Below are 1,058 nucleotides of genomic sequence, written 5' to 3' on the forward strand. Positions count from 1 at the left end.
TAGGACTTTCGCTTAGAGTGAAATTGCTCGAACTCTGGGGTAGGCTAACTCGTGTCGGAGATAGTCAGCAAATAAACTAGTTCGCAACTGATAGATCGTTTGGCCGACTTGTTTGGCTTTCACTTGTAAAGCAACCCAAGCCTGATAGCAACACGCCAAATGATTACGCTGCGAACGAGCCTTGCGGCATTGACAACGCTCTGACCCTGTCAGTTGCTTGAAACTCCGATGGAAAGTTTCGATCTGCCATCGGGTGTCGTTGGCTAACTCAGCGACAAACAGATTTACAGATACGCCTAAGTCATTGGTAATGACCCAGTCAATGTCGCCGTTTGGGGCAACTATCTTGAACAACTTTACCTTAAAAGGAATTTCTTTTAGCTTGACAATCAGACCTGTAGTCAACGTATGTTCATCGAAAATCAACATTTCTAAATGCTGATAGCCAGTATCTCGGTGCAGGCTCACCAGTCGGTTGCTCTTCAGTGTAGTGAAGAAGGTCCAACCCGACCGGTGAATTAGCTTGAGGTTATCTACCGATGCATACCAGGAGTCGAATACAATACGACTGGCCTTTAGTTGTTTATGAGTAATAAGCCGCCGAAACATTTCCTGGAAATGGTCATTCTTGGTTTTGCCATCGGTTTCAGGATGAAAAATTCGATAGTCAATCGGCCAAAAATCCCCATCATTGTCTATAGAATGCACAAAATTGACCAGACCGATGCCTTTCAGGGTTCCATGCTCATTGCCCGAATACTGTTTTTTAACCAGTTCAATAAAGTTGGAATAGCGCTTATCTTGAACACTATCATCAACCAAAATGGATGCTGATTCTGAGTCATTGATGCGAGTTTTGACGATAGCCCACAAATCGGCCGGGGTAAATCGCTCCTGACGTAGAAAATCGCTGACTACATCATGGCTCAGGTTGGGTTTATGGTCAGCCATGTTGGTACAAGTATAATTGAAGGGCGTACTCAACAGATACTCAATATATTCATGCTGTGCAATCATACGCCTAAACTCTTAAATTTGATCCACAAGCGAAAGTCCTA

The 1,058-nt window shown here is 43.9% G+C and carries 1 protein-coding gene; it reads right to left on the reverse strand.

Features of this window, described 5'->3' with window-relative positions:
* Positions 1–12: 12 nt before the first annotated feature.
* Positions 13–1,017 carry an IS701 family transposase gene (locus DUE52_RS32005; protein WP_222930353.1) on the reverse strand — a complete coding sequence of 335 codons (1,005 nt, stop codon included), beginning with the start codon at positions 1,015–1,017 and terminating at the stop codon, positions 13–15.
* Positions 1,018–1,058: the final 41 nt, after the last annotated feature.

The sequence above is a fragment of the Larkinella punicea genome (assembly GCF_003334855.1).
Taxonomy (GTDB): domain Bacteria; phylum Bacteroidota; class Bacteroidia; order Cytophagales; family Spirosomataceae; genus Larkinella; species Larkinella punicea.